The following is an 18,325-nucleotide window of genomic DNA, read 5'->3' as shown; positions in this document are numbered from 1 at the left end:
CCCTCAGCTGGTGCGCGAGCGCGCCTCCGGGTCGATGTCGCCGACGTCGATGGCGCCGTAGCCCTCCTCCTGCGGGTCGCCGTGGAGGCCACCGGACATCGCGTACTCCTCCTCCGGCGACAGCACGAGCCGGTGCCGGCCGAAGGCGGCGAAGGCCACCAGGCCGACGGCGAACACGATCGCGATCGCGACGATCGCCGGGCGGTAGTCCTCGTTGAGCATCACGCCGACGAAGATCAGCGCGGCGATCGCCCCGGCGAAGACCGCGCCCGGGATGCCGAAGGGGCTGCGGTAGGGACGGCGGGCGTTCGGGAACTTCCGGCGCAGCATCACGTACGCGACCATCTGCAGCAGGTAGGCGATGACCGCGCCCCACACCGCGATGTTGAGGACGATCGCACCGGCCGTCTCGCCCCCGGTGTCGACCACGACCAGCGCGACGATGCCGATCACCGCACCGGCGACCAGCGCGATCCACGGGGTCTTGCGGCTCCCCGTCAGCGACAGCACCTTCGGGTAGTAACCGGCCCGCGAGAGGGAGTAGATGTTGCGCCCGTAGGCGTACATGATCCCCTGCAGCGAGGCGAACAGGCCGATCAGCGCGAACAGGGACAGGATCGCCGCCACGTCGCTGTTCGGCAGGATCGCGCGGAAGCCGTCGAGCAGGGGCTCCCCCGACTCGCCGATCGCCGAGGCGCCCACCACGGCCGGGTTGAGCAGCAGCACGAGCCCGCCGCTGACGATCAGCGTGCCCAGACCCCACATGCCCGCGCGCGGGATGTCCCGGGCCGGCATGTGCGACTCCTCGGCGGCCAGCGGGAGCTCCTCGATGCCCAGGTACAGCCACATGGCGAACGGCATGGCCAGGACGACCTGCCACCAGCCGAACGGGACGAAGTCGCTGTTGCCCGCCTCGGGCTCGATGTCGAAGAGGTTGCCGAAGTCCAGGGCGCCCGAGAAGAGCGCCATGACGGCGAACAGGGCGATGACCGCCAGGGAGAGGACGGCGACGACGACCGCGAACCGGAAGGACACCTCGGCGCCGGCGATGTTCAGCGCCAGGAACAGCGCGTACAGGATGACCCACCAGACCCAGCCCGGCATCGACAGCCCGAACAGCTCGTCGGTGATGCTGTCGGCGTACGCCGCGGAGAAGTAGACGATGACCGCCGTCGTCGCGACGTACTCGATGGTCTCGGCCAGCCCGGTGACGAAGCCGCCCCACGGGCCCATCGCCGACCGGGCGAAGGAGTAGGCGCCACCGGTGTGCGGCATGGCCGCCGACATCTCGCCGATGCTGCCGATCATGGTGACGTACATCAGCGTGACGATGACCGTGGCGATCAGGAAGCCACCCCAGCCGGCACCACCGATGCCGAAGTTCCACCCGGAGAAGTCGCCGGAGACGACGGCGGCCACCCCCAGACCCCACAGCCCCCAGAAGCCGGCGGTCCGGGTCAGCCCCCGCTTGTCGAAGTAGCCGTCCGCCGCGTGCGTGTACGTGACGCCCGAGGCGCCGCGGGGCTGAGGTGCGGACATGCGCGTCTCCCTGGGAGGTGGGCTTGCTCGGTGGCCGGTCAGGGTGGGCCGTGGTCGCCCGCTGGTCAAGAGGCGGACGCGCCTGCGCCCGGACCGATGCAGGACCGTGGCCGGACGGAAACGGCCAGGTCACACCGTCAGGTCGCCGCTTGTGGCCCGCGACGGCGGGCGCTTAGTGTCCGCCCTCTGACCCCTCCGCCGGGGCAGCCAGGACGGAGGTGCGCGGATGAGCACGGAGCCGGTCCTCGGCGTGGACGAGCTGCGCCGGCAGGTCGGCTCGGGCGAGATCGACACGGTGCTCGTCGCGTTCACCGACATGCAGGGCCGCCTGCAGGGCAAGCGGCTGCACGCGCGCTACTTCCTGGACGTCGTCCTGGAGCACGCCACCGAGGGCTGCAACTACCTGCTCGCCGTCGACGTCGACATGAACACCGTCGAGGGCTACGCGATGTCGTCGTGGTCGCGCGGCTACGGCGACTTCGTGATGCAGCCGGACCTCTCCACCCTGCGGCCGGTGCCCTGGAACCCCGGGACGGCGATGGTGCTGGCCGACCTCCGGTGGGAGGACGGCAGCCCGGTCGTCGCCTCGCCGCGGCAGGTGCTCGCCCGGCAGACCGAGCGCCTGGCCGCCGCCGGCATGCAGGCCTTCGTCGGGACCGAGCTGGAGTTCCTCGTCTTCCGGGACACCTACGAGCAGGCGTGGAGCTCCGGGTACCGGGACCTCACGCCGGCGAACCAGTACAACGTCGACTACTCCGTCCTGGGCACCGCGCGGATCGAGCCGCTGCTGCGGCGCATCCGCAACGACATGACCGGCGCCGGGCTCGTCGTCGAGTCGGCCAAGGGCGAGTGCAACCTCGGCCAGCACGAGATCGCCTTCCTCTACGACGAGGCGTGCCGCACCTGCGACGGCCACGTCATCTACAAGAACGGCGCCAAGGAGATCGCTGCCCAGGAGGGCATGGCGCTGACCTTCATGGCGAAGTTCGACGCGCGCGAGGGCAACTCGTGCCACGTCCACTGCAGCTTCCGCGGCACCGACGGCGCGATGGTGCTCGCCGACGACGGGCACGGGCTGTCCGACGTCGGCCGGTCCTTCGTCGCCGGTCAGCTGAAGTACGTGCGCGAGCTGACCCTGCTCCTCGCACCGAACATCAACTCCTACAAGCGCTTCGTCGAGGGCTCGTTCGCCCCCACCGCGCTGCGCTGGGGCCGCGACAACCGCACCTGCGCCTTCCGGCTCGTCGGGCACGGTCCCTCGCTGCGGCTGGAGAACCGCATCCCCGGCGGCGACGTGAACCCCTACCTGGCGACGGCGGCGATCGTCGCGGCCGGGCTGGCCGGCATCGAGGAGCGGCTCGAGCTGGAGCCGCCGTTCGAGGGCAACGCCTACGAGGACCCCACCGCCGAGCACGTGCCGACCAGCCTCGGTGAGGCCCGCGACCTCTGGGTGGGCAGCGCGTTCGCCCGCACTACATTCGGCGACGACGTGGTGGACCACTACGCCAACATGGCCGCCGTGGAGCTGGCCGCGTTCGGGCGGGCGGTCACGGACTGGGAGAGGTTCCGGGGGTTCGAGCGCTTGTGAGCGATACGTCCTACGACGTCGTCAACCCCGCCACCGAAGAGGTCCTCACCACCGTCCCGCTCGCGGACGTCGAGCAGACCGACGCCGCCGTCGCCCGGGCCCGGCGCGCCTTCGAGTCGTGGCGGACGGTGGCCCCGGCCGACCGCGGCCGGCTCCTGCGCCGGTTCGCCGAGCAGGTCGACGCCCACGCCGAGGAGCTGGCGCAGCTCGAGGTGCGCAACTCCGGGCACACGATCGGCAACGCCCGCTGGGAGGCCGGCAACGTCCGCGACGTCCTCACCTACTACAGCGCGGCGCCCGAGCGGCTGATCGGCAAGCAGATCCCGGTGGCCGGCGGCGTCGACGTCACCTTCCACGAGCCGCTGGGCGTCGTGGGCGCCATCGTGCCCTGGAACTTCCCGATGCCCATCGCCGGCTGGGCGTTCGCGCCCGCGCTCGCCGCCGGCAACGCGGTCGTGCTCAAGCCCGCCGAGCTGACCCCGCTGACCGCGATGCGCCTCGCCGAGCTGGCGCTGGAGGCCGGCCTGCCCGAGGGCGTGTTCACCGTGCTGCCGGGCAAGGGCACGGTCGTCGGGCAGCGGCTGGTCGAGCACCCGGACGTCCGGAAGATCGTCTTCACCGGCTCGACCGAGGTCGGCAAGGGCGTCATGCGGGGCTGCGCGGACCGGGTCAAGCGGGTGACCCTCGAGCTCGGCGGCAAGAGCGCCAACGTCGTCTTCGCCGACGCCGACCTGGAGAAGGCGGCCGCCGGAGCTCCGGGTGCGGTCTTCGACAACGCCGGGCAGGACTGCTGCGCCCGGTCCCGGATCCTCGTGCAGCGGTCGGCCTACGACAGGTTCATGGCGCTGCTCGAGCCCGCCGTGACCGGATTCCGGGTCGAGGACCCGGCGATGGACACCGCCCAGATGGGTCCCCTGATCAGCCGCGGCCAGTGGGAGCGGGTCTCCTCCTACGTGCCCGACGACGCACCGGTGGCCTTCCGCGGGACGGCCCCCGACGGCCCCGGCTTCTGGTTCCCCCCGACGGTCCTCGCGCCGGTCGACCCGGCCGACCGCGCGGTGACCGACGAGATCTTCGGGCCCGTGGTGGCCGTCGTCCCGTTCGAGGACGAGGACGACGCCGTGCGGATCGCCAACCAGGGCGAGTACGGCCTGTCCGGGTCGATCTGGACCCGTGACCTGGGCCGCGCGCTGCGCGTCTCCCGCGGGATCGAGGCCGGCAACCTGTCGGTCAACAGCAACTCCTCGGTGCGCTACTCGACGCCGTTCGGGGGCTTCAAGCAGTCCGGCCTCGGGCGGGAGCTCGGGCCGGACGCGCTGCACTCGTTCACCGAGGAGAAGAACGTGTTCCTGTCGACGGAGGTCTGAACGTGAGCGAGGCAGTGGTGCGCCGGCTGGTCGACCGGGTGGCGGTGGTGACCGGCGGGGCGAGCGGCATCGGGCTGGCGACGGCCCGCCGGTTCGCGAGCGAGGGCGCACACGTCGTCGTGGGCGACATCGACCCCGGCACCGGGAAGGCCGCGGCCGAGGACGTCGGCGGCACCTTCGTCCAGGTCGACGTCACCTCCCCCGAGCAGGTCGACGCGCTGTTCCAGGCCGCCGTCGACACCTACGGCGGCCTCGACGTCGCGTTCAACAACGCCGGCATCTCACCGCCGGACGACGACTCGATCCTCACCACCGGGCTGGACGCCTGGCGCCGGGTGCAGGAGGTCAACCTGACCTCGGTCTACCTGTGCTGCAAGGCCGCGATCCCGCACATGCAGGCGCGCGGGCGCGGCTCGATCATCAACACCGCGTCCTTCGTGGCCCGGATGGGCGCCGCGACGTCGCAGATCTCCTACACCGCGTCCAAGGGCGGTGTGCTCGCGATGTCCCGCGAGCTGGGCGTGCAGTTCGCCCGCGAGGGCATCCGGGTCAACGCGCTCTCCCCCGGGCCGGTCGACACCCCGTTGCTGCAGGAGCTGTTCGCCAAGGACCCGGAGCGGGCCGCACGTCGGCTCGTGCACATCCCGGTCGGCCGGTTCGCCCGCCCCGAGGAGATCGCCGCGGCCGTGGCGTTCCTGGCCAGCGACGACTCCTCGTTCATCACCGCGTCGGAGTTCCTGGTCGACGGCGGGATCAGCGGCGCCTACGTGACGCCGCTGTAGGCCCTCCTAGATGCTGCGCCACCGGCCCTCGGTGGCGTTGCCGGCCGGGCGGGACTCGAAGACGTTGCCCTCCGTCGGCGGGGAGTCGTCGTTCGCGATCGCCATCCGCTGCAGCAGCGGCCCCACCAGGAGGTCGAAGACACCGGGCACCAGGCGGAACCCGGCGGTGATCAGCGGGTTGAAGATGCCCGACTGCACGATCCGCCGCGGCCGGTCGAGGGTCGACAGCACCGCCCGCGCCACCCGCTGCGGCGAGTACACCGGCGGCGGCGGGCGGCCCGTGCTGCCGGCCCAGGTCGCGCCCTGGAAGTAGATCGGGGTGTCGACGCCCCCGGGCTGCACGGCGGAGACGGAGATGCCCGGCTCGTCGCGGGTCTCCTGCTGGAGCACCCGGATGAGACCGAGCTGGCCCCACTTGGCGGTGACGTAGCTGCCCATCAGGGGGGCGGCGATGTTGCCCAGCAGCGAGTTGACGACGACGAGGTGCCCGGCGCCCTGCTTCCGGAAGACCGGCAGGACGGACCGGGCCACGTTCGCGGTGCCGTGCACGGCGGTGTCGACAGTCCGCTCGAACACCTCCCGGGGCACGTCCTCGAGCCGGCCGTAGGCCATCACCTGCGCCGCGTGGACGACGACGTCGAGGCCGCCGAACTCGGCGACCGCGTCGTCGACCGCGGCCTGGACGGCGTCGGGGTCGATGACGTCCGCGGGCCGGACCAGCGCCTCCTCCGCCCCCGCGGACAGCGCCTCGGCGGCCGCCTCCTCGAGGGACTCACGGCCGCGGGCGACCAGCACCAGGCGTGATCCGCGCCCGGCGAGCTCGATCGCGGTCGCGCGGCCGATGCCGCTCGAGGCCCCGGTGATCAGGACCCGCTGCGGGCCTGCGGGGTCGGTCGGTGTGGGCACGGGCTCAGCTCCTCCGGGACGACGTCGTCGTCGGCCTACCCGGCTCCCCGCGCCGTCATGCCGGTCGTGCACGACCGATCTCGTCGAGCCGCGCGAGCAGCCACCCGGGACCGGTGACCGCGGCGCCGGCCGGCAGCCGGCCGCGCAGCCCCCGGTCCGCCGTGACCACGAGCAGGGGGCGCCCCTCGCCCGACAGCCGGGCCGCGCACGCGGCCAGCACGTCGTCGCCGCTCCCGCTCGCGCGCTCGAGCCGGACGCCGTCGGGCGCCGGCACGTCGCGCGCCTGCCCCTCGACCACGGCCACGACCTCGTCGCAGAGCACGTCCCCGCCGTCGGGGCCCGTGAGCGACCGGCCGGGCAGCGCGGCCAGCCGGTCCAGCAGGCGGGTCGCCGCACCGGCTCGGTCCCGCCACCACCCGTCGGGGCGGGAGCCCACGACGTTGGCGGCGTCGACCAGCAGCACCGTCACCGCCGTCCTCCGACCGGGTGGGAGCCGTCACCCGGTCGGGCGACGCCGGCCGTGCGGCGGTTTGCCCTGCGCCGGGCCGGACACCGGGGGCCGGATGGCAGGGGGATCGACGAAGGCCCTACGGCACGGAGGAGATTCGGGATGGCCGAGAACGAGCACACCCGGCACGACGGCTCGCAGCACGAGGACCCGGCGCGCGGGGAGCAGCGCACGGCGCCGATCCGCACCGAGGGCGCAACGGTCTCCCGTGCGACGCCCCGGGAGGCGGTGGCCGCCCAGCGTGCCGTCTTCGGCGGCATCAAGTGGGGTGCGGCGTTCTTCGGCTGGCTGTCGGCCAACGGCCTCGCCGTCCTGCTGATCGCCCTCCTGTCCGCTGCCGGTGTCGCGCTCGGCCTGGCCCAGGGCATCGACACCGCGGACGAGGCGGCCGAGCAGGCGGAGACGATCGGCATCGGGGGCGGCATCGCCATCCTCGTCGTCCTCTTCCTCGCCTATCTCGCCGGCGGCTACGTCGCCGGCCGCATGTCCCGCTTCGACGGCGCCCGGCAGGGCGTCGCGGTGTGGCTGATCGGCCTGCTGGCCGTGCTCGTCCTGGCCGCCGCCGGCGTGCTCGCCGGGGCCCAGTACAACGTCCTCCAGCAGCTCAACCTGCCGCGGATCCCGATCGACGAGGGCACCGCCACCACGGCCACGATCATCACCCTGGTCGCGATCCTGGCCGTCACCCTCCTCGGGGCGGTGTCCGGCGGCAAGCTCGGCGAGCGGTACCACCGCAAGGTCGACCGCGCCGGCTTCGACGCCTGACGGAGGGCTGGGCACGGCCCGGCAGCGCTCCTAGGCTGCCGGGCATGTGCCGGAACATCCGCCCGCTGTCGAACTTCGAGCCGCCGGCGACCGACGACGAGATCCAGGCCGCCGCCCTGCAGTTCGTGCGCAAGATCAGCGGGACGACGAAGCCCTCCCGCGCGAACGCCGACGCCTTCGAGCGCGCCGTCCAGGAGGTGGCCGCGGCGTCGACCCGGCTGCTCGACGCCCTGGTGACGACCGCCCCGCCCAAGGACCGCGAGGTCGAGGCGGCCAAGGCGCGCGAGCGGGCCGCGCTGCGCTACGGCACCTGAGCGCACCGGGTTGCATTGCGCACAACCGGCATGACCCCCGGCACCGGGGGTACGGAGGGCGGCACCACTCCCCCGCCCTAGGAGCCCGTCATGGCGCGCAACACCCTGTCCCGATCGCTGCACGACCTCGGGCTGTCGGCCTGGTTCGGCGGCACGCTGGCCAACGCCGTCGCGCTCAACGCGGCGGCCGGCGAGGCCGGCTCCGACTCCGCCACCGGCGCCGTGGCGAACGCCGGCTGGGACCGGTGGACGCCGGTGAACGCGGCCGCGATCGGGGCGCACCTGATCGGCAGCGTCGGCCAGCTGCGCGCGAACAAGGAGCGGGTGGCCGCCCAGCAGGGCGTGGCCGGCATGTCGACGCTCAAGACGCTGCTCACGGCCGCTGCCCTCGGCGCCACCGCCTACAGCCGCGTGCTCGGCCGGCGGGTGTCCGCGGCGGGCGCCGTGCCGTCGAAGTCGGGCACCAGGCCCAGCAAGCGCACGAAGGTGGCGCGGGCCGACGTCGCCGCAGCCCAGGAGCAGCTCGACCGCCTGCAGTGGGTGATCCCCGCACTGACGGGCGCCCTGGTCGCCATCAGCTCCTACGCCGGCGAGCAGCAGCGCCCGTCCGAGGTCGCGAAGGGGCTGTCCGGCCGATGACCCGGACCGTCCACCCGCCGTCGGGCACCGCCGGCGCCACCCGGTGCCCCGACTGCACCGACGGCCTGGGCGCGCCGCGGCCGGTGGAGCCCGGCTCGTTCCGGGAGCGGGTGCACGGCAACCCGAGCCTCCTGCTGCCCTGGCGGATCGCCGTCTTCGTCGCCGGGCTGCTCTTCGTCGTGCTCGGCATCGCGCTGACGGCGCTCCCGGGCCCGCTGACGATCCCGCCGGTCCTCGTCGGCCTCTGGATCTGGTCGAGCGAGTTCCGGTGGGCGGCCCGCTTCTTCGCCGTCTTCACGCGCAAGGCGCAGGACGCCTGGCGGCACGCGAAGCAGCACCCGGTCTCCTCCACCGCGGTGACCGTGGGCGGCCTGGCCGCGGCGGGCGTCGCCTTCTGGGCGGTCGGGCACTACCAGCTCGTCGACCACGCGAAGGTCGCCCTCGGCATCTGACCGGCGCGTCGCCCGATCGGCTGGTCGGCGTGCCGTCGGCCGCCGTCCCGGGCATACCCCGTGGACAGCCGGGGCAGCCGGCCCCGGCCGCGGACGAGGGGTGGCCATGGCTGCGCCGTACGGGCGGCCCGCCGGAGGTGCGGGCCAGGACGAGACGCGCAAGGAGCGGGTCGACCGCGAGCTGATGGAGCTGCTCAACGAGCTCCGGGTCGCCCTCCCCGGCGTGCAGTTCCTGTTCGCGTTCCTCCTGATCGTGCCGTTCCAGGGGGTGACCGGCGACGTCGGCGAGTTCCAGCGCGACGTCTACTTCGTCGCCCTGCTCTCGGCGGCCGTCGCGACGGCGCTGCTCATCGCGCCGGCCGCCCAGCACCGGGTGCTGTTCCGGCAGGCGGACAAGGAGGCGCTGCTCCGGCGCAGCAACCGCACGGCCTTCGCCGGCCTCGTGGTGCTCGCCCTGGCGATCTCCTCCGCGTTGCTGCTCGTCGTCGACATGGTGTTCTCCCGCACCCAGGCGTGGGTGACGGCGGGAGCCGTGGCGGCGCTCCTGGCCTGGTGGTGGGTGCTCCTGCCCCTGTCGCAGCGGTGGCGCGACGACCGGCGGGAGGAGTGACAGCTCAGCGCTGCTGCGCCCGCACGGCCCACGCGACCGAGCGCGCCGAGTGCCGGACCCCGGCCAGCCCGCGGGGGGCGGGAGGACGCCCGATCGGGACGGGGACCGTCGCCAGCGCCGCCCCGGAACGGGTCACCGCCAGGGCGACGCTCGGCGCTCCGGCGTCCTGGACGGCGGCCAGCACCGCGTCGCGGACGTTCGCCACCATGGCCACGAACCGCCCGGCGCCGGCCGGCAGCCCGGTCAGCCGGTGGCGCAGGCCCAGCAGGGGCCGCGGGCAGCCGCCCGGCCGCGCGGCGAACACGGCGCCGACGTCACCCCGCTCCAGCCGGTCGAGCATCGCCGGGACCTCCTCCGGAGGGTCGCGCAACCCGGCATCCAGGCAGACCCAGGCGTCGGCCCGCGGCTCGGCGGCCAGGCCGCGGACCAGCGCGTCGTCCCCTCCGTCGCTGACGGTCAGCCCGCTCACGGCGATCCGCGGGCTCTCGGCAGCGAGCGCACCCGCCACGGCGGTGCTCTCGTCGGTGGAGGCGTCGATGACCAGCCGGAGGTGCCAGTCGCGACCGGCCAGCGCAGCGGCCAGCCGGTCGGCGAGCGGCCGCAGCGTCCCGGCGTCCTCGCGCACGGGGACGACGACGGAGACTCGCGCCCCGGCGCCGTCCATGGCCACCCCCTGTTCCTGACCAGCTCAACACGGCGGGCCGCACCCCGGCCAGCCGTCTCCCGTCTGCCGGAAGTCGGGACGGTGAACCGCATGGGCTAGACATCGTGCATGAGCACCGACGCCGATCCGTTCCGTCTCCGCCGCGCCCGCTTCGCGGACCTGACCCCGTTCGAGGTCTACGCGCTGTGCCGGCTGCGGGTCGACGTCTTCGTCGTCGAGCAGGAGTGCCCCTACCCGGAGCTCGACGGGCGGGACACCGAGCCGGCCACGGAGCACCTGTGGCTCGAGTCCGGGGACGAGGTCGCGGCGACGATCCGCGTGCTCGACGACGGCGCCACGCGGGCGATCGGCCGGGTGGCCACCGCGGCGGGCTTCCGGGGCCGGGGGCTGGCCGCGCGGCTGATGCACGAGGGCATCGCGCTGTGCGCGGGCTTCCCCGTCACGCTGGGCGCCCAGGCCCACCTGCAGGGCTGGTACGAGCAGTTCGGCTTCCGGCTCAGCGGCCCCGGCTACGTGGAGGACGGCATCCCGCACGTGCCGATGCTGCGCGAGGCGGCATGAGCCGGGCGGACGCCGACCTGCTCCGGGACGCCGCGGACCGGCTCGAGGCGCTGGCCGTCCGGACCACCGGCGGGGACTGGCGGCTCGCCGGCCTGCTCGCCACCCGGCCGGAGGTGGTGGCGCACGCGCCGGACGGCGGAACGGAGCACGTCGCCGAGGCGCGCGCCCGGACGGCCGAGTGGATCGCCGCCCTCTCCCCCACCCTGGCTCCAGCCCTGGTGGCCTGGCTCCGGTCGGCGGACGGCGACCCGGCCGCGGCCCGGTTCGCCCGCGTCCTCCTCGACCGGCTGCCCTGACGCCTCAGGCCTGCGGGCCCCTCCCCTGGCGGTCGACGATCCCGTCCGGCGTCGCCTCGACGAGCGCCAGCTCGAGCGGCTCGACGCCGGCGCCCGTGGCCCGCAGGGTGCCGTCCCCGGGGGCGGGGGCGACCGTCCCGAAGCCCCGTGCGCGGACGCCGCCGCTCGCACCCCCGGCCGCGTCCACGTCCACCTGGTCGAAGGCCGGCGTCGCGTAGGTGACGAGGACGGAGGGATCGCCGGGTGCGCCGGCGACCAGGCAGGTGGCTCCGACCGCGAGCCGATCCACCGGCGTCCCGGCCGGGTGCGCCTGCATCCCGCAGGTGCCCGCACTGCCGGATCCGTCCGGGGCCATCTCGGCCCAGGCGGTGCTCACCACCACCGCCCCGTTCGGCAGCGTCACCGCCAGCACGACGCCGTCCACCGGATCCTCGCCTCCGGGCCCGGGCACCGGCCCGGAGAAGAGCAGGTCCAGCCGGACGTCCTCCCGCGCCAGCCCGGTGTGCGCCAGGACGTCGTTCAGCGCCAGGTCGACCGCCTCGGGGACCGGCGCCGAGCTGTCCGGGTCGAGCGGGGTCAGCACCGGCGGCTCCCACACCTGGTCGATGCCGAAGCTGACCGGGACGGGGCGGCTGTCGACCACCGCGCCGCCGTGGAGCACGCGGACGACGCCGGAGCTGCCGGCGGGGCTCGGCCGGGCGACGGTGGCCACGGCCACGCCGTCGGTCACCTCGACCGGCGCGAACCGGCGGCCGACCGAGCCGTCGGCGCCCACCTCGACGCGCTCGGACAGCTCGACGCCGTCGCCAGGGGCCACCAGGACGACGAGCACGTCCCCGGGCGCGATCACCGAGCTCGCGGACACGGCGTCGTCGAGCACCTCGACGGCACCGTCGGCCGCGAGCGTGGCGGGGTCGGCGCCGACCGCACCGCTGAACCACTGCCCCGTCACGTTGCCGTCGTCCGTCGGGCCGACGACCAGCGCACGCCGGCTGCCCGGCACGTCGCCGAGGAAGGCGACCCGGCGCTCGTCGGGGGCGGGAGCCCACTGCGGATGCGACCACGGCAGCGCGCGCACCGAGGCGAGCGCGGCCTCGTCGCCCGCGAGCGACCCGCGGGTCGGCCAGTCGAGGACCGCGGCCCGCGCCTGGGCGACGTCCCGGTCCGGCGCCGCCCGACCGGACGGCCAGACCGACGGCACCACGACGGCGAGCACCGCCAGGCACGCGGCGACCGCGAGGAGTGCGCCCCGCCGGCGGCGCTGGGCCCGGTGCTCGCCGACGACCGCGTCGACAGCCGCGTCGTCGTCCAGGAGCGCCAGGCCGCCGCGGCCCGCGGCGCCGTGCAGCAGCTCGCGCAGCTCGTCCTCGTTCACGCCACACCTCCGGCCGGCCGGAGCGACGGGTCGGCGGCGAGCGCCTCGCGCAGCCGGGCCATCGCGCGGGAGGACTGGGTCTTCACGGTGCCGACGGAGCAGCCGAGCAGCTCCGCCGTCTGCGCCTCGGTGTGGTCCTCGTAGTAGCGGAGCACGACCACCGCGCGCATCCGCGGCGGCAGCGCCCGCAGGGCGTCGATCATCGCGGCGCTCCTCTCCGGGTAGCGGTCGTAGTGGGCCTGTTCGGGCACGGCGTCCATCACCTGCTCGGTCGACAGGAGCCGGCGCCGCCAGCTGGTCGCGGTGGTGACGAGGACGCGGCGCACGTACGCCGTCGGCTCACCCCTGGCCTGGATGCGGTCCCAGTGCCGGTACGTCTTCAGCAGCGCCGTCTGCACGAGGTCCTCGGCGTGGCCGCTGTCCCCCGTGAGCAGGTACGCCGTCCGCAGCAGCGCGGCGCGGTGGCGCAGCACGAACTCGCGGAAGCCCGCCTCGCCCTCGATCCCCACCGCGCTCCTCTCCCGTCTCCCTCTTCCACGCCGCGGAGGTCCCGGAAGGTTGACACCGTCGTCGCCGGTGTCGGTGTCGATGAGGCATCTAACTCTTAGGTGCCTAAGCTCGTGCCGTGACGCTCGACGAGGAATCCCTCGGCCTCCTGATCGGCCGCGTCGCCAAGGAGTTGAGCCGGTCGTTCGACGGCGTGCTGGCGGCCGCGGGCGGCTCCTCCCCCACCTGGCAGGTGCTGCGCGCCCTCGACGCCGGCGACCACCGGACGCAGGCGGAGCTCGCGGCGGCGATCGGCGTCCGGCAGCCGACCCTCACCCACCACCTCGACGTCATGGAGCGCGCGGGTCTGGTGACCCGGGCGCGGGAGGACGGCAACCGCCGTGTCCAGCGCGTCACCGTGACGGAACCCGGCCGCCACCTGTTCCTGCGGCTGCGCCGCGCCGCGGCCTCCTTCGACGGCCGGCTGCGGGCCGGCCTCGGCGACGGCGACCTGGCGGAGCTCCGCCGGCTGCTCGACCAGCTCCTGGAGAACGCCCTCCCCGACTGAGCCGGTACGGGTTCCGCGGGGCGCGCACCGGGGGCACGCTGAGCGGCATGCGCGAGGCGTTCGCCCACGACGCCGTCGTCGTCCTGGAGGACGGCGGTGACGAGTGCGCTCCCGGTGCGGCGATCACCGTGGCGCTGTGCGGCAGCGTCGCGCACGAGCAGCCGTGCCCCCTGGCGCCGCACCACACGCGCTGCCACCGGACCGGTGGCGAGCTGGCCCTGCGCATCCTGTTCGCCGCCGAGCCCGCCGACGAACCGCGGGTCCGCCGGCTGCTCGAGGACGCACTGGCCCGTGGGTGGGGGGACACGCCCGACGGCCGGACGTGCTGGGACCTGGTGGACTCGCTCCCCTCGTCCGTCGAGGCCGAGGAGGAGTCCCACGCCCGCCGCCTCGTGCGGAGCTGAGATCAGGGACGCAACTGCCGGGTGCAGGCGGCGGCGCGGTCCAGGAGGAGGGTCCGTTCCCGCTCGTTGCGGGTGAGCGCCGCGGCGGCCTCGAACTCCCCGCGCGCCTCCTCCAGCCGGCCGAGCTGCTCGAGCAGATCGCCGCGGACGGTCGGCAGCAGGTGGTAGCCGCGCAGCGCCGGCTCGTCGGCGAGCGCGTCGGCCATCTCCAGGCCGGCCCCGGCGCCGTAGGCCCGGGACACGGCGACCGCGCGGTTGAGCTGGACCACCGGGGATCCCGTGAGCTCAGCCAGCGCCTCGTAGAGGGCGGCGATCCGCGCCCAGTCGGTGTCCTCGACCGTCGCCGCGCGCGCGTGGCAGGCGGCGATCGCTGCCTGCAGCGCGTACGGGCCCAGCGCGGCGCCGGACTCCTCCGCGCGCTGGAGCGCGGCCAGCCCGTGCTTGATCAGCACCCGGTCCCAGCGGCTGCGGTCCTGGTCGGGAAGCGTGACCGCCTCTCCCCCCGGCCCGACCCGTGCGGCCAGCCGCGAGGCCTGGATCTCCATGAGGGCGACGAGGCCGTGGACCTCGGGCTCACCGGGCACCAGACCGGCCAGGATGCGCCCCAGCCGCATGGCCTCCTGGCACAGGGACGGCCGGATCCAGTCCTCTCCCGCCGTCGCCGAGTACCCCTCGTTGAAGACCAGGTAGAGCACCTCGAGGACCGAGCCGATACGGGCGGTGAACTCAGGCCCGGCGGGCGTCTCGAACGGCACGTGGGCGGCGGTGAGCGTGCGCTTGGCCCGCACGATCCGCTGCGCCAGCGTCTTCTCCGGTACGAGGAACGCCCGCGCGATCTCGTCGGTCGTGAGGCCGCCGACCAGCCGCAGCGTCAGCGCCACCCGAGCCTCCCGGGAGAGCACCGGGTGGCAGGCGATGAAGACCAGCCGCAGGACGTCGTCCTCGACCGTCTCGTCCAGTGCCGCCGCCCAGTCGGGCTCCTCGGCCTCGTCGAGCTCCCTGCCCAGCTGCTCGGTCTTGCGCCGCAGCGTGTCCGCCCGGCGGAACGTGTCGACGGCCCGGTGCTTGGCGGTGGCCATGAGCCACGCCCCGGGCCTGGCGGGGACGCCGCTGCCGGGCCACTGCTCCAGGGCGGCCACCAGGGCGTCCTGGGCGAGCTCCTCCGCCAGCCCCACGTCGCCGGTGACCCGGGTGAGCGCACCCACGATGCGCGCGGACTCCATGCGCCAGACGGCGTCGACGACCTTGTGCAGGTCCGTCGACGCCGCCGGCGCCGGAGGGGTGCTCACGCCTCGCGCTGGGCGGCGGACGCCTCGCGGAGCTGGTTCTCCTTCTCCTGCAGCTCGGGCGTGAAGGCCTCGCCGAAGTCCTCGGCCACCGAGAACTGGCGGATCTCGAGCTCACCGCCGCGGAACGGCGCCTTCTTCGCCCACTCGATCGCCTCCTCGCGGGAGGAGACCTCGAACACCCAGTAGCCGGAGACCAGCTCCTTGGTCTCGGTGAACGGGCCGTCGATGACGGTCGCGTTGCCGTCCTGGTCGAACTGCACCCGGGCGCCGTGCTTGCTGGGCCGGAGGCCGTCGCCGTCGAGCATGATGCCGGCCTTGACCAGCTCCTCGTTGTAGGCGCCCATCGCCTCGAGCATCTCGGTGCTGGGCATGGCGCCCCGCTCGCTGTCCTCGGTCGCCTTGACGATCACCATGAAACGCATCGCTGGATCTCCCTGTCGGTCGAGCGGGGGCCGGTCCTGCCGACCGGCGCGGACCCCGTTCTGCTGACACGTCGAACGGCGCCCCCCGGAATCGACACGGCGTCGCGAGAAATCTTGTCAGGCCGCTCCGCCCGCTCGGCAGCGGTCGAGCTCGCGCCTCAGACCTTCCCTCCCCGATCGCCGTGGTGGTGCGCGTCGGCGTACGCGGTGAGGATGTCGGCGGTCGTCCCACCGGTCCGCAGGAACTGCTCGTCCAGCACGCGCGCGAAGTCGTGGATCGCGGCGCCGAGGAGCTCGGCGGCCACGCGGACGTCCGTGCGGGGTGCGGACATGCCGGCCGCGCACAGATCGGAGGCCACCGACAGCATGGCCGGCAGCGCCGCTTCCTCCGACCGGTCCCGGAAGTAGTAGGTCTCGCTGTACTGGGTGACGTCGACGCGGGCCTGGACCAGCGCGCTCGCCAGCCCGTCCAGCATCGGGGCGGCCAGGCTCGAGTCGGGGTCGTGGAGCAGATCGGACGTCTCGACCGTGCGCAGCTGGGCGAGCCTGACCGCCAGCGCCCTCCGGCGGGTGAGCGCGGGGTAGACCTGCAGCACCCAGGTCACCGACGCGGTGAGCAGGGCGAACCCGATGAGCCCCTGGATCGGGACGACGACGCGCAGCCAGCCCGCCGCGGGGACGATGTCGCCGAATCCCAGCGTGGCCAGCGTGACCGTGGAGAGGTACACCGCGTCGAGCACCTGACTGCGCTCGGCGGCGTCCAGGCCGGGGCTCAGGACGAAGGACTCGGGCATGTGCGGCGCGTAGACCAGCGCTCCGCCCCCGATCAGCAGCACCAGCCAGAGGGCGATGACGAGGGCGAGCGCGATGGGGCCGGTCCGCACGCCGGCGGCTCCGCGGCTGCGTCGTCGGCGGTCCGCCCGCCAGAGGGCGCGCATGGCGAGGTGGCTGATGTCTCCCCGGCCGCTCGGCTGCCAGATCGTGCGGAAGATGTCCCGCAGCGCGACGAGGACGACCACGGTCCCGACACCGGTGATCAGCCAGTCAGTCCAGTGCGCCATCGGGTCCAGCCTGCCAAACGCGGGCGCTCCCGGCTCCCCGGGCACCGGGACGGCGAGTGCCCCGCCGGACGGGCCGGCGGGGCACTCGGGAACCGCGTCGACCGGGTCAGACGCCCGCGGCGCAGTAGATGGTGCCCGGGTCGGTGACCATGTCGCCGATCCAGAGCGCGACCTCGGTGCTCGCGAAGTCGACGCAGATGTCCTCCACGGACGCGGCGTCGAACTCGCTGCGCGTCATCTCCTGCTCGTCGATGCCGACGACCTTGAACTCGGCCTCGTCGGACGCGCAGTCGGCGCTCTCGAACTCGGTGTCGCTGACCATGCGGACGCAGTCGCCCACCTCGGGATCACCGGCGCCGAACAGGCCCAGGGCCCCGAACCCGACGATGCCGGCGCCCACGATGGGCGCACCGATCTTCAGCCACTTCTTGCCGGAGCTCTGCTGCGGCTCGGCGTACGGCGCGGTCGGGCCGGCACCTTGCGGCGGCGCCCAGGCGCCGTCTCGGGTCCCGGGCTGCGGGGCCGGCGCGGCGGGGTCGGACGGGTAGGTCACGGGTGCTCCTGGGAGTTCGCTGTGAGTGGTGCGATCGCCGACGATCATCACCGACCGCCCCCGCTGCCAGGGGGTGTGCGGGCGACGAACCGGTAACGAACCGTTCCCGTCGTCCCACCGGCCCCGGGCGCCGCGCCCGAGTGGGCGGTCACCGGCCGGGTAGGGACGCCGGCATGGGCGACGACGGGGCGATGGGCGGGTTCGCGGAGCGGCTGGGGGCACGGGCGGAGGTCGCCGAGGACGGGTCCGCCCGCGTGGCGTTCACCGCGCGCGACGAGCACCTCAACCAGGCGGGCACCCTGCACGGCGGCGTGCTGGCCACCCTGGTGGACACCGCGATGGGGGCCGCGGTGCGCTCCGCCGTCGGCGACGGCGACGTCCCCGCCACGAGCCAGCTGACGGTGACCTACCTCCGGCCCGGGAAGCCGGGTGACGTGACCGTCACGGCACGGGTGCGCAGCCGCGGCGAGCACCTGACGGTCACCGAGGCCGACGTCGAGCAGCGCGGCGAGAGCCTCGTCCACGCCGTCGCGACGTTCGCTCTCCTGCACTCCTGAGCCACCGTGCCGCCCGCGAGGGGCTGGCGCGCCTGAGTAGCGTCGACGGGGACACTCCCTGCTGCCTCTGGAGGCACCCCGTCGCTACGCGGCCCGGACGATGCGCCGAAGCCCACCTGGGGTGCCCCTGCCGGGGCGACCAGCGGATCCACGAAGAGCGCTCGAAGGAGCTCGACGAGGCGCGCGCCCACGCGCAGGACCTCGTCGACTGCCCCGAGTGCGGGGCCGCCACGAGCCCGCTGAGCATCGTCAGCTGGGGCCACTGCCGGGCCTGCCGGACGGCGCAGTCGCGGGACATGTACCCGCTCCGCTGGTGAACGGGGGACGATCGGCTCCATGACGACTGCCACCTGGAACGGGACCGTCCTCGCCGAGTCCGACGACATCGTGACCGTCGAGGGCAATGCGTACTTCCCCCGCGACGCCGTGCGCGACGACGTGCTGCGCCCGTCGGACACCCACACCGTCTGCCCGTGGAAGGGCACCGCGTCCTACTTCCACGTGGAGGTCGACGGGAAGGTCAACCGCGACGCGGCCTGGTACTACCCGACGCCGAAGGACGCGGCGGAGGAGATCACCGGCCGGGTCGCCTTCTGGCGGGGCGTCGAGGTCCGCTGAG

24 protein-coding genes are annotated in these 18,325 nt (G+C 74.3%); 14 read left to right on the top strand and 10 right to left on the bottom strand.

What is annotated here, in order from left to right; genetic code table 11:
• Nucleotides 1-3: 3 nt before the first annotated feature.
• Nucleotides 4-1,539: an amino acid permease gene (locus DCS98_RS04985; RefSeq protein ID WP_116450273.1), complete on the bottom strand. Its 1,536-nt coding sequence runs from the start codon at nucleotides 1,537-1,539 to the stop codon at nucleotides 4-6.
• A 226-nt stretch (nucleotides 1,540-1,765) separates the two neighbouring features.
• Here DCS98_RS04985 and DCS98_RS04980 point away from each other — a divergent pair, with 226 nt between their 5' ends.
• From DCS98_RS04980 to DCS98_RS04970, 3 genes are read left to right on the top strand one after another with little or no spacing between them, the layout of a single operon-like run.
• A complete protein-coding gene (locus DCS98_RS04980; RefSeq protein WP_116450272.1) occupies nucleotides 1,766-3,127 on the top strand; it encodes a glutamine synthetase family protein in 1,362 nt (453 codons plus the stop codon).
• Complete coding sequence (locus DCS98_RS04975) at nucleotides 3,124-4,494, top strand: aldehyde dehydrogenase family protein (RefSeq protein ID WP_116450271.1); 1,371 nt, start codon at nucleotides 3,124-3,126, stop codon at nucleotides 4,492-4,494. The genes DCS98_RS04980 and DCS98_RS04975 overlap by 4 nt, the downstream gene beginning before the upstream one ends.
• Nucleotides 4,495-4,496: 2 nt before the next feature.
• The gene (locus DCS98_RS04970) at nucleotides 4,497-5,276 is read left to right on the top strand and encodes a 3-oxoacyl-ACP reductase (RefSeq protein WP_116450270.1); all 780 of its coding nucleotides are present in this window, start codon (nucleotides 4,497-4,499) and stop codon (nucleotides 5,274-5,276) included.
• 6 nt (nucleotides 5,277-5,282) lie between these two features.
• Here DCS98_RS04970 and DCS98_RS04965 read toward each other — a convergent pair whose 3' ends face one another.
• Together DCS98_RS04965 and DCS98_RS04960 are read right to left on the bottom strand one after the other, a co-directional pair.
• Nucleotides 5,283-6,182: an SDR family NAD(P)-dependent oxidoreductase gene (locus DCS98_RS04965; protein WP_116450269.1), complete on the bottom strand. Its 900-nt coding sequence runs from the start codon at nucleotides 6,180-6,182 to the stop codon at nucleotides 5,283-5,285.
• 55 nt (nucleotides 6,183-6,237) lie between these two features.
• A complete protein-coding gene (locus tag DCS98_RS04960) occupies nucleotides 6,238-6,651 on the bottom strand; it encodes a hypothetical protein (RefSeq protein WP_116450268.1) in 414 nt (137 codons plus the stop codon).
• Between the two features lie 141 nt (nucleotides 6,652-6,792).
• On the opposite strand from DCS98_RS04960, the gene DCS98_RS04955 reads away from it, so the two are divergent.
• The 5 genes from DCS98_RS04955 to DCS98_RS04935 all read left to right on the top strand — a co-directional run bounded on the left by DCS98_RS04955 (nucleotide 6,793) and on the right by DCS98_RS04935 (nucleotide 9,470).
• The gene (locus tag DCS98_RS04955) at nucleotides 6,793-7,455 is read left to right on the top strand and encodes a hypothetical protein (protein ID WP_241037194.1); all 663 of its coding nucleotides are present in this window, start codon (nucleotides 6,793-6,795) and stop codon (nucleotides 7,453-7,455) included.
• Nucleotides 7,456-7,499: 44 nt separating this feature from the next.
• Complete coding sequence (locus tag DCS98_RS04950; protein WP_116450267.1) at nucleotides 7,500-7,769, top strand: DUF2277 domain-containing protein; 270 nt, start codon at nucleotides 7,500-7,502, stop codon at nucleotides 7,767-7,769.
• A gap of 90 nt (nucleotides 7,770-7,859) precedes the next feature.
• Nucleotides 7,860-8,408: a hypothetical protein gene (locus DCS98_RS04945; protein WP_116450266.1), complete on the top strand. Its 549-nt coding sequence runs from the start codon at nucleotides 7,860-7,862 to the stop codon at nucleotides 8,406-8,408.
• Nucleotides 8,405-8,860, top strand: coding sequence for a PGPGW domain-containing protein (locus DCS98_RS04940; RefSeq protein WP_116450265.1), 456 nt, complete (start codon nucleotides 8,405-8,407; stop codon nucleotides 8,858-8,860). The genes DCS98_RS04945 and DCS98_RS04940 overlap by 4 nt, the downstream gene beginning before the upstream one ends.
• A gap of 106 nt (nucleotides 8,861-8,966) precedes the next feature.
• Nucleotides 8,967-9,470: a DUF6328 family protein gene (locus DCS98_RS04935; RefSeq protein ID WP_116450264.1), complete on the top strand. Its 504-nt coding sequence runs from the start codon at nucleotides 8,967-8,969 to the stop codon at nucleotides 9,468-9,470.
• A 4-nt stretch (nucleotides 9,471-9,474) separates the two neighbouring features.
• Here the strand turns inward: DCS98_RS04935 and DCS98_RS04930 are convergent, their stop codons facing one another.
• Entirely contained in the window at nucleotides 9,475-10,134 is a 660-nt protein-coding gene (locus DCS98_RS04930) for a glycosyltransferase family 2 protein (RefSeq protein WP_116450625.1), read from the bottom strand.
• A 108-nt stretch (nucleotides 10,135-10,242) separates the two neighbouring features.
• Between DCS98_RS04930 and DCS98_RS04925 the strand changes: the two genes are divergently transcribed.
• Nucleotides 10,243-10,695 (top strand): GNAT family N-acetyltransferase, encoded by a 453-nt coding sequence (locus tag DCS98_RS04925; protein WP_116450263.1) that lies wholly within the window; start codon nucleotides 10,243-10,245, stop codon nucleotides 10,693-10,695.
• Nucleotides 10,692-10,991 (top strand): hypothetical protein, encoded by a 300-nt coding sequence (locus DCS98_RS04920; RefSeq protein WP_116450262.1) that lies wholly within the window; start codon nucleotides 10,692-10,694, stop codon nucleotides 10,989-10,991. The genes DCS98_RS04925 and DCS98_RS04920 overlap by 4 nt, the downstream gene beginning before the upstream one ends.
• Before the next feature lie 4 nt (nucleotides 10,992-10,995).
• Here DCS98_RS04920 and DCS98_RS04915 read toward each other — a convergent pair whose 3' ends face one another.
• Both DCS98_RS04915 and DCS98_RS04910 read right to left on the bottom strand, forming a co-directional pair.
• Nucleotides 10,996-12,366 (bottom strand): hypothetical protein, encoded by a 1,371-nt coding sequence (locus tag DCS98_RS04915; RefSeq protein ID WP_116450261.1) that lies wholly within the window; start codon nucleotides 12,364-12,366, stop codon nucleotides 10,996-10,998.
• Nucleotides 12,363-12,875 carry a SigE family RNA polymerase sigma factor gene (locus DCS98_RS04910; protein WP_116450260.1) on the bottom strand — a complete coding sequence of 171 codons (513 nt, stop codon included), beginning with the start codon at nucleotides 12,873-12,875 and terminating at the stop codon, nucleotides 12,363-12,365. The genes DCS98_RS04915 and DCS98_RS04910 overlap by 4 nt, the downstream gene beginning before the upstream one ends.
• A 116-nt stretch (nucleotides 12,876-12,991) precedes the next feature.
• Here DCS98_RS04910 and DCS98_RS04905 point away from each other — a divergent pair, with 116 nt between their 5' ends.
• Both DCS98_RS04905 and DCS98_RS04900 read left to right on the top strand, forming a co-directional pair.
• The gene (locus DCS98_RS04905; RefSeq protein ID WP_116450259.1) at nucleotides 12,992-13,420 is read left to right on the top strand and encodes a MarR family winged helix-turn-helix transcriptional regulator; all 429 of its coding nucleotides are present in this window, start codon (nucleotides 12,992-12,994) and stop codon (nucleotides 13,418-13,420) included.
• A gap of 47 nt (nucleotides 13,421-13,467) precedes the next feature.
• Nucleotides 13,468-13,824 (top strand): hypothetical protein, encoded by a 357-nt coding sequence (locus DCS98_RS04900; protein ID WP_116450258.1) that lies wholly within the window; start codon nucleotides 13,468-13,470, stop codon nucleotides 13,822-13,824.
• Between the two features lie 2 nt (nucleotides 13,825-13,826).
• Here the strand turns inward: DCS98_RS04900 and DCS98_RS04895 are convergent, their stop codons facing one another.
• From DCS98_RS04895 to DCS98_RS04880, 4 genes are all read right to left on the bottom strand, one after another.
• Complete coding sequence (locus DCS98_RS04895; RefSeq protein ID WP_241037192.1) at nucleotides 13,827-15,113, bottom strand: RNA polymerase sigma factor; 1,287 nt, start codon at nucleotides 15,111-15,113, stop codon at nucleotides 13,827-13,829.
• Nucleotides 15,110-15,535: a YciI family protein gene (locus DCS98_RS04890; protein WP_116450257.1), complete on the bottom strand. Its 426-nt coding sequence runs from the start codon at nucleotides 15,533-15,535 to the stop codon at nucleotides 15,110-15,112. The genes DCS98_RS04895 and DCS98_RS04890 overlap by 4 nt, the downstream gene beginning before the upstream one ends.
• A 158-nt stretch (nucleotides 15,536-15,693) precedes the next feature.
• Complete coding sequence (locus tag DCS98_RS04885; protein WP_206340106.1) at nucleotides 15,694-16,596, bottom strand: potassium channel family protein; 903 nt, start codon at nucleotides 16,594-16,596, stop codon at nucleotides 15,694-15,696.
• A 106-nt stretch (nucleotides 16,597-16,702) separates the two neighbouring features.
• The gene (locus DCS98_RS04880) at nucleotides 16,703-17,149 is read right to left on the bottom strand and encodes a hypothetical protein (protein ID WP_116450256.1); all 447 of its coding nucleotides are present in this window, start codon (nucleotides 17,147-17,149) and stop codon (nucleotides 16,703-16,705) included.
• Nucleotides 17,150-17,322: 173 nt separating this feature from the next.
• Here DCS98_RS04880 and DCS98_RS04875 point away from each other — a divergent pair, with 173 nt between their 5' ends.
• Both DCS98_RS04875 and DCS98_RS04870 read left to right on the top strand, forming a co-directional pair.
• Nucleotides 17,323-17,706, top strand: coding sequence for a PaaI family thioesterase (locus tag DCS98_RS04875; protein ID WP_241037190.1), 384 nt, complete (start codon nucleotides 17,323-17,325; stop codon nucleotides 17,704-17,706).
• A 336-nt stretch (nucleotides 17,707-18,042) separates the two neighbouring features.
• Nucleotides 18,043-18,324 (top strand): DUF427 domain-containing protein, encoded by a 282-nt coding sequence (locus DCS98_RS04870; protein WP_116450255.1) that lies wholly within the window; start codon nucleotides 18,043-18,045, stop codon nucleotides 18,322-18,324.
• Nucleotide 18,325 lies beyond the last annotated feature (1 nt).

Source organism: Blastococcus litoris (genome assembly GCF_003075095.1).
Classification (GTDB): domain Bacteria; phylum Actinomycetota; class Actinomycetes; order Mycobacteriales; family Geodermatophilaceae; genus Blastococcus_B; species Blastococcus_B litoris.
Note: the sequence above shows the minus strand (reverse complement) of the source record. Positions and strands in the feature narration are given on the sequence as shown.

Coding starts and splice junctions, on each gene's coding strand:
- DCS98_RS04980 (WP_116450272.1), top strand. CDS start 1,766: ATGAGCACGGAGCCGGTCCTCGGCGTGGACGAGCTGCGCCGGCAGGTC.
- DCS98_RS04930 (WP_116450625.1), bottom strand. CDS start 10,134: ATGGACGGCGCCGGGGCGCGAGTCTCCGTCGTCGTCCCCGTGCGCGAG.
- DCS98_RS04925 (WP_116450263.1), top strand. CDS start 10,243: ATGAGCACCGACGCCGATCCGTTCCGTCTCCGCCGCGCCCGCTTCGCG.
- DCS98_RS04950 (WP_116450267.1), top strand. CDS start 7,500: ATGTGCCGGAACATCCGCCCGCTGTCGAACTTCGAGCCGCCGGCGACC.
- DCS98_RS04890 (WP_116450257.1), bottom strand. CDS start 15,535: ATGCGTTTCATGGTGATCGTCAAGGCGACCGAGGACAGCGAGCGGGGC.
- DCS98_RS04940 (WP_116450265.1), top strand. CDS start 8,405: ATGACCCGGACCGTCCACCCGCCGTCGGGCACCGCCGGCGCCACCCGG.
- DCS98_RS04945 (WP_116450266.1), top strand. CDS start 7,860: ATGGCGCGCAACACCCTGTCCCGATCGCTGCACGACCTCGGGCTGTCG.
- DCS98_RS04885 (WP_206340106.1), bottom strand. CDS start 16,596: ATGGCGCACTGGACTGACTGGCTGATCACCGGTGTCGGGACCGTGGTC.
- DCS98_RS04985 (WP_116450273.1), bottom strand. CDS start 1,539: ATGTCCGCACCTCAGCCCCGCGGCGCCTCGGGCGTCACGTACACGCAC.
- DCS98_RS04900 (WP_116450258.1), top strand. CDS start 13,468: ATGCGCGAGGCGTTCGCCCACGACGCCGTCGTCGTCCTGGAGGACGGC.
- DCS98_RS04935 (WP_116450264.1), top strand. CDS start 8,967: ATGGCTGCGCCGTACGGGCGGCCCGCCGGAGGTGCGGGCCAGGACGAG.
- DCS98_RS04870 (WP_116450255.1), top strand. CDS start 18,043: ATGACGACTGCCACCTGGAACGGGACCGTCCTCGCCGAGTCCGACGAC.
- DCS98_RS04875 (WP_241037190.1), top strand. CDS start 17,323: ATGGGCGACGACGGGGCGATGGGCGGGTTCGCGGAGCGGCTGGGGGCA.
- DCS98_RS04920 (WP_116450262.1), top strand. CDS start 10,692: ATGAGCCGGGCGGACGCCGACCTGCTCCGGGACGCCGCGGACCGGCTC.
- DCS98_RS04955 (WP_241037194.1), top strand. CDS start 6,793: ATGGCCGAGAACGAGCACACCCGGCACGACGGCTCGCAGCACGAGGAC.